This window comes from Mesorhizobium sp. M1A.F.Ca.IN.020.03.2.1 (genome assembly GCF_004023205.1).
In the GTDB taxonomy this organism is placed as follows: domain Bacteria; phylum Pseudomonadota; class Alphaproteobacteria; order Rhizobiales; family Rhizobiaceae; genus Mesorhizobium.
Window position 1 is genome coordinate 22,151 of record NZ_RZSV01000055.1, and the last position, 7,088, is coordinate 29,238.

Sequence of the window (7,088 nt, forward strand, 5' to 3'; positions counted from 1 at the left end):
CGGCTCAATCTAGAAGGGCCTGGTACATGGTCAATGTGGGTGCGGAAGACTGCTGACAGTTAAAGACGGTCGGCGCGAGGCACCGCCTCTGTCCTATCGGACAGTCCCGCAGGACAGAGGGGGGTGTGAAGGAACGCCAGCATAAGGCGATCGGCCAACATCCCCCAAAAATCCGGATAAAAAATGCAACCAGATTGTAGGATCGGTGTCCGCAGCGGCGTCCTTCGGACGCAAGCGGCGCGATGGACCTGGAAAAACCGTGCCGCATCAAACAGGATGCCGTTGGGCACGGGAGAAAATCATGAATCCTTCCTATCGTTGGGTCATCGTCGCGGCCGGCGCGCTGATGACCTGTGTGGCGCTCGGCGCGATGTTCTCGCTGGCGATCTTTCTCGAGCCGATGTCGATCGACACCGGCTGGTCGCGCGCCGGCATTTCCAGCGCCATGACGCTGAATTTTCTGGTGATGGGCATCGGCGGCTTCGCCTGGGGCGCGATCTATGACCGCGTCGGTGCCCGCCCCGTCGTGCTTGCCGGCGCGGTGCTGCTCGGGCTGGCGCTGGTGGTGGCGAGCCGCGCCAACTCGCTGCTGATCTTCCAGCTCAGCTACGGCGTGATCGTCGGGCTGGCGGCCAGCGCGTTCTTCGCGCCTATGATCGCGCTCACCACCGCCTGGTTCGACACCAACCGAAGCCTTGCCGTGTCGCTGGTTTCGGCCGGCATGGGAGTGGCGCCGATGACCATCTCGCCCTTCGCCCGCTGGCTGATCTCGGCCTATGACTGGCGGACCGCCATGTTCGACATCGGCGTCATGGCCTGGGTGCTCCTGCTGCCCGCCGTCTTCCTGGTACGCCAGCCGCCGGCGGCCGGCGCGGCGGCCGACGGCGGCATGCCGGCGCGTGCCGCCGACGACCCCGGCATGAGCGTCGGCCAGGCGCTGCGCTCGCCGCAGTTCCTGGTGCTGGGCATGACCTTCTTCGCCTGCTGCGCGGCGCATTCGGGGCCGATCTTCCACATGGTCAGCTATGCGATGGCCTGCGGCGTTGCGCCGATGGCTGCCGTCTCGATCTATAGCGTCGAGGGCCTTGCCGGCCTTGGCGGACGCCTGCTCTACGGCGTGCTCGGCGACCGGCTGGGGGTCAAGCCGGTGCTGATCACCGGCCTTGCCATCCAGGCCGCCGTGATCGCCGCCTATCTCGCGGTCGGCCGGCTCGAGCAGTTCTACGTGCTGGCCGTCATCTTCGGCGCCACCTACGGCGGCGTCATGCCGCTCTATGCGGTGCTGGCACGCGAATATTTCGGGCCGCGCATCATCGGCACGGTGTTCGGCGCCGCCACCATGCTCTCCAGCCTCGGCATGTCGTTCGGCCCGCTCGCCGGCGGCATGATCTACGACGCCTATGCCAGCTATTCCTGGCTGTTCATCGGCTCGGCGCTGGTAGGCCTGGGCGCCGCCGGCATCGCGATCGCCTTCCCGCCGCAGCCGAGCCGGCAGCGGCTGCAGATGGCATAGCGAGATGAATCTCCCTCCTCGAGGGGGAGATGTCGCCGAAGGCGACAGAGGGGGTCGCGGCGCGTCAAGCGCCGACGCCCCTCTCCGTCGCATGGGGCGCCGGCGATCCACGCTCGGACCTGCCCTGCCGGCATCTCCCCTCGAGTTGCCCGCACCGCCGACGCGAAATCCATTGCCCGACGACGGCGAGTGTGAAACTCTCCGCGAGAGAAGACGCTGCATCTGAATGCCGGCCGGGCCGGCGCCATCCGTGGTCGGGAATATTGCAGTGGACACAGGCCTGGAAGCCGCAGAAACAAGGAATTGGTCCCGCCTGCTGGTCGCGGCCGAGAGCGGCGATGCCGAAGCCTCGCGCGCGGAGCTCGCAGCGGGCGCGGATATCAACCAGACCGATGAAGACGGCTGGTCAAGCCTGCACCTCGCGGCGCATAACGGCCGCACCGCCGTGCTCGAAACTTTGATCGGCCACCCGGCGGTCGACGTGAACTGCAGAAACAAATGGAAGAGCACACCATTGAGCCTGGCTGCGGCTAGGGGTCACCTCGCCTGTATCCGGGCGCTGCTGAAGCATCCGCAGATCGATATCGACGCCCGCGCCGACTATTACGGCAGGACGCCGCTCATCGAAGCCGCAAGGAACGGGCATCTCGATATCGTCAAGCTGCTGGTCGAGCATGGCGCCGACGTCAATCTCGCCGACAAGACGGGACGCAACAGCGCGCTCATCGAGGCGATCAAGGGACGCCACTTCGAAGTCGCGCAATATCTGCTGGAATCCCGCAAGGTGAACTTCCTCAACAAGGACATGCGGCTCAATGCGCTGATCTGGGCTGGCAGCACGCGCAACGCCGAACTCATCGGCAAGCTGGACGCCGCGATCCATCGCTTTTTCGAAGGCAAGTGAAGTGCGGCCGTCAGCCATTGGAACCGTCAGGCCGAAGCTGCCCTCAGCCCGTGCCCGTACCTGACCTCAGCGCCTCCCTGCCCTCGTCGTCGCGGCGCAGCCGCGCGTCGGAGATCAGCATCACCGGGCTTGGGCAGCGCTGCAGCACGCCGCTCGTCGTCTCGCCGAAGATGAGTTCCTCGCCCGGCCGCCGCGCCACGCCCATGACGATCAGCGCCACGTTCCTGCCCGCCTGACGGGCAATGGCATCGGCGGCGGCGGCCCTCGAGCGGATGGCAGTCTCGATCTCGACGCCATAACGGTCGGCAAGCGCGACAATGTCCTTCAGCACAGCCTCCCTGCGGCGATGCGAGACGGTGTCGCGCGGTTCGTCGCGACCCGGACGCGCGACATAGAGGACCTTGACCGGCGCGCCGGTGACGGAGGCGACGGCAAGCGCGAGTTCCGCGCCGCGGCGCGCATTCGCCGTGCCGTTGACCGGCACCAGGATCCTGCCGGATCCCGGCCCAAGGCGCGGCATCTGCCGGCCGACGCCGGCCGGCTTCAGCACCAGGCAGAGCGGGCCCTCGAAAGCGCCGGCGACCTCGTTGAGCCGGCGCGAGAAGCCGCCCTTCGCGGTCACCGCTCGGCCGAGGCCGATGAGCAGCATGCCGTAGCCCTTGCGCGCCTCCTTGGCGACCGCCTCGGCGGAGAGCGGAGCGTCATGCGTGCGACGCGTGAGGGGGGCTTCATGCGCGGGCTCCTCGTCGGCTTCCTTCGCCGCCTCGCGGCCCTGCTCAGCGCCTTTCTCGATCTCGTCCAGATGCGCCGCCTCGACGGGGTCGGCTTCGCTTTCGCCGCTTGTATGGAGCACGGTCGTCGGCTTGCCGGCGCTGATGACACCGGCGAGGTAGGCGGCGAAGCGGCCGACGACGCCCTCGTCGACCACCACCAGCAGCCGCTCCAGATTGGTGATGAAGCCGCGCTGGTCGACCTCCTCGCGCTCCAGCCTTTTCTTCTCCGCCTCGCCCATCGGCAGCCGTCCCAGCGCCCAGCGCAATGTCGGCGGCATTGCCAAGGTGGTGATGACGGCCATGGTGACGATCATGGTGAAAAGCGTATGCGAGATCACGCCGATCGACAGACCGATCGAGGCGACGATGACCTCGGTCGAGCCCCGCGCATTCATGCCGCAGCCGACGGCGATGCCCTCGCTGCGGCTCATGCCCGCGGCCTCCGCGCCGATGAAGGCGCCGCCGAACTTGCCGAGGCTGGCGATCGCCACCAGCGCCACGGTGAGCAGTGCAAGCTCGGGATCGACGAGCACTGTCAGGTCGGCCGAGAGACCGGCGACGCCGAAGAAGACCGGCATGAAGAGTGCCGTGATCACGCCGCGCAATTGCCCCTCGATGTGACGCGACAGGATCGGCGACTCGCCGACCAATATGCCGGCGACGAAGGCGCCAAGCACCGTATGCACGCCGATCAAGTCGGTGACCAGCGCCATACCGCCCATGATGGCGAGGATGACGGTGACCACCGCGTATTCCGAGCGGAAGGTGTCGTTGGTCCAGCGGATGGCGTCGAAGACGATGCGGCGGCCGAGCGTGAAGGAAAAGGCCATGAAGGCGGCGACGCCTGCGAGCGTGAAGGCGAGGCTGGCGAGCTCGATTCGACCATGCGTGGCGATGCCGATGGTGATGGCGATGATCACCCAGCCGATCGTGTCTTCGATGATGGCCGAGGAGACGATGATTTGGCCGAGGTCGCGGCGCATGAAGTTCATCTCGCGCACCACCATGGCGACGATCTTGACCGAAGAGATCGAAAGCGCGGTGCCCAGAAACAGGCCGGAGACGATGCGCTCGCTGCCGGTGGCAAGCAGCGAGGCCGGCATGAACTGCGCGGCCACGAAGCCGAGCGCGAAAGGCACGGCGACGCCGGTGGCGGAGATGGAAAAGCAGGCGCGGCCGACGCGGCGCACCAGCCTCAGGTCCGTCTCAATGCCGGTCAGCAGCAGAAGCATCAGCACGCCGAACTGGGCGATGGCGTTGATCATCGACTTCTGTGCGGCATCGCCGGCAAAGACCAGCCGCTCGGCCGCGGGCCATAGCCAGCCGAGCAGCGAGGGCCCGAGCAGGATGCCGCCGATCAGCTGTCCCATCACCGCCGGCTGGCCGAGGCGCTCCAGCAATTCGCCGATGCCTCGGCCGACGACGAGCAGCAAAATGACTTCGAGAACGAAGATGCCTTCGCTCGACATGCCGGTTTTTTCGGCGGCGAAGGCGGCGGCCGGCATCGATGCAAGCGCCGCCGCCGCAAGCGCGAGAGAAACCGGCCGGCGCCGGTTGGGCATGAAGGACAATTGCCGCACCCCTCGATTATCCTCGCCATAACGGTTTCGCACATGCATCGGTTGCACGGCGGTGGAACTGCCACTCTCTCCCGTTGTGGGGGCGATGTCCGGCAGGACGGGGGGGGCGCCGTGGAGGACCAACGTCGATTCAACCTATCTCCAAAGCAGGCCACTTTTAACCGTGATGGAGGTGCCTGCAAGGGCTGGGATGCCGGCGGGACCGCGCCTCCTCTACCCTGCCGGACAACTTCCTCACAGGCGCGGAGGGATCGGGCAGTTCCGGCTCCGCCCGCCTCTCTCAAGCAGCTTCGACGTCGCGTACAATTCGATTCAAATGCCGCCGCCCATCTTTGCTTGTCGGTAAAGCGACTCACGCATGGTCGCGGCACGGCGGGGCAATAAGGAGAAGCTAATGAAAAGCGACTTTGCCGCCGCCCACCTGCACCTCGACAGGGCCTGCCATTATCTGCGCGGCGACGACGAGACAAGCCGCACGGCGCTTGCGGCGCTCGACCTTGTGATCGAGGCGGTCGCGACCGCCCTCTATGCCCGGCCCGAGGCCGAAGTGGTGCCGTTTCCGATATCAGCCGCTCAGCGATAGGAAGCATCCATGACCGGCGGCCGGCAATGCTGATTAACGGCCGATCAGATCGGTCATCGCCTCGATGACCTTGCCGGCCGCCGCCCCCGTCGCCGACCGATCATTGACGATGATCGAGATGCGAAACGGAATGTCGAACTGGATTGGCCTGAGTGCCAGTCCGAACTCGGAATAGAAGCCCGCAGTGAACGGATCGACCACAGCCAGCGAGCGGCCGCCCCTGACCAGCGCGCAAGCCAAGAATGACTGGAAGATGTCGGCGACGGTGTTGGCCGCGGTCACTTCGAGCAGCCTCGCGCCGTCGCGGCTGCGCCGGAAATAGAGCTCGCCCAGCGATACGAACGGATAGCGGGAAAAATCCTCCAGCCGGACCCCTTCGCTCTCGGCAAGCGGATGCTTCTGGTCCATGACACAAACGCTATTGCGCTCGAAAGTGGCGACGCATTTGGCATCCAGGAAGGAAACGCCCGCGTCCACCAGGCCGACGTCGGTCAGGCGCGAGGCGACGGAGGAGACGATCTCCGTCGAGCTGCGCACCGCGATGGTGGTCCTTGCCTCCGGAAAGCGCATCCGAAGCTGCTGGATCGCATCCGGCACGATGTTGAAGGACATCGCCGCCAGCGTCCCGATCCGCACGACGCCGCGCTTCAGTTCCCTGATCTCCTGCGCCGCCATGATCAGATTGCGCGCGCCATGAAACGTCTTGCCGACCTCGCCGTAGAACAGCAGGCCCTGCTCGGTCGGAACCAGCCGACCGTGCGATCGATCGAACAGGCTGAGGCCGGTGTCGATCTCCAGCTCCTGCAGCAGCCGGCTGACGCTCGGCTGCGAGACGTTGAGCGCGATCGCAGCGCCCGACACGGAGCCGGCCACCATCGTTGCCTCGAAGGCCTCCAGTTGACGAACGCTGAGCCCGGAAAAACGCATCTCTTCCTCCCGGTATAGGATTAGCACATACCGGACCAAAATCTTGATCTTTGATTTCGCTGCGTTTCGGGCCCTAGCTGCAAGCTTGGCAGAAACGGACGGAGCCGTCGTGAAGCGAGCCAATGTCATCTTCATCTGTGCCGACCAGATGCGCTACGACGCGCTCTCGGTCACCGGCAACCGCGTCGCCCATACCGCAAACATCGACCGCATCGCCGCGCGCGGCGCAACCTTCCATCGGCATTTCACGCCTAACCAGATTTGCTCGCCAAGCCGAGCGACCATGGCAACAGGGCTCTATCCACGCCATCACGGATTGTGGCGCAACGGCGTGGCGCTCGACGGTCGGCTCCCTAATCTGTGGCAGGCGCTGTCGCTTGCCGGATACGCCACAAAAGGCGTCGGAAAGCTGCACTTTCAGCCACTGCTCGCGCCCGTCGAACGCGACATGCCGGAATCGCTTGCCTATTGGGAAAGGCCGGGCTGCGAGGACTGGCACGGTCCCTATTTCGGCTTCGATGCCGTCGACCTCGTCATGGGCGAAGCCAACGAAGCCACTCGCGCCGGCCACTACGCCGCCTGGCTCAAGCGCAACCACCCCGAAGTGGTGGACCTCTACGAGCCCGACGCCAACCCCGACAGCCGGGCACAGGATCTGAACGAAGTCTGGAAAAGCGCGGTGCCGCCCGAGTTGCACTACACCAGTTGGATCGCGGATCGGGCGATCGACTTCATCGAGCGCCAGAGCAAGCAGGCAGAGCCGTTCGGCTTGTTCGTCTCGTTTCCGGACCCGCACCACCCCTTCGCC

General features: G+C 65.8%; 6 protein-coding genes. 4 read left to right on the top strand and 2 right to left on the bottom strand.

Going from position 1 to position 7,088, the window contains the following annotated elements:
- Positions 1-301: 301 nt before the first annotated feature.
- Together EOA79_RS11750 and EOA79_RS11755 are read left to right on the top strand one after the other, a co-directional pair.
- Positions 302-1,513: an MFS transporter gene (locus tag EOA79_RS11750; protein ID WP_095824540.1), complete on the top strand. Its 1,212-nt coding sequence runs from the start codon at positions 302-304 to the stop codon at positions 1,511-1,513.
- Between the two features lie 268 nt (positions 1,514-1,781).
- Positions 1,782-2,417: an ankyrin repeat domain-containing protein gene (locus tag EOA79_RS11755; protein WP_095824673.1), complete on the top strand. Its 636-nt coding sequence runs from the start codon at positions 1,782-1,784 to the stop codon at positions 2,415-2,417.
- 43 nt (positions 2,418-2,460) lie between these two features.
- On the opposite strand, the gene EOA79_RS11760 is transcribed toward EOA79_RS11755, so the two are convergent.
- Entirely contained in the window at positions 2,461-4,770 is a 2,310-nt protein-coding gene (locus EOA79_RS11760) for a cation:proton antiporter (RefSeq protein ID WP_245479194.1), read from the bottom strand.
- 394 nt (positions 4,771-5,164) lie between these two features.
- Here EOA79_RS11760 and EOA79_RS11765 point away from each other — a divergent pair, with 394 nt between their 5' ends.
- Positions 5,165-5,353, top strand: a complete 189-nt coding sequence (locus tag EOA79_RS11765; protein WP_067322650.1) for a hypothetical protein — start codon at positions 5,165-5,167, stop codon at positions 5,351-5,353.
- Between the two features lie 33 nt (positions 5,354-5,386).
- Here EOA79_RS11765 and EOA79_RS11770 read toward each other — a convergent pair whose 3' ends face one another.
- On the bottom strand, positions 5,387-6,280 hold the full coding sequence (locus tag EOA79_RS11770; protein WP_164748262.1) for a LysR substrate-binding domain-containing protein: 894 nt from the start codon (positions 6,278-6,280) through the stop codon (positions 5,387-5,389).
- Positions 6,281-6,389: 109 nt separating this feature from the next.
- Here EOA79_RS11770 and EOA79_RS11775 point away from each other — a divergent pair.
- The coding region (locus tag EOA79_RS11775) for a sulfatase-like hydrolase/transferase (RefSeq protein ID WP_164893848.1) at positions 6,390-7,088 on the top strand (699 nt) is incomplete at its 3' end.

Coding starts and splice junctions, on each gene's coding strand:
- EOA79_RS11750 (WP_095824540.1), top strand. CDS start 302: ATGAATCCTTCCTATCGTTGGGTCATCGTCGCGGCCGGCGCGCTGATG.
- EOA79_RS11765 (WP_067322650.1), top strand. CDS start 5,165: ATGAAAAGCGACTTTGCCGCCGCCCACCTGCACCTCGACAGGGCCTGC.
- EOA79_RS11770 (WP_164748262.1), bottom strand. CDS start 6,280: ATGCGTTTTTCCGGGCTCAGCGTTCGTCAACTGGAGGCCTTCGAGGCA.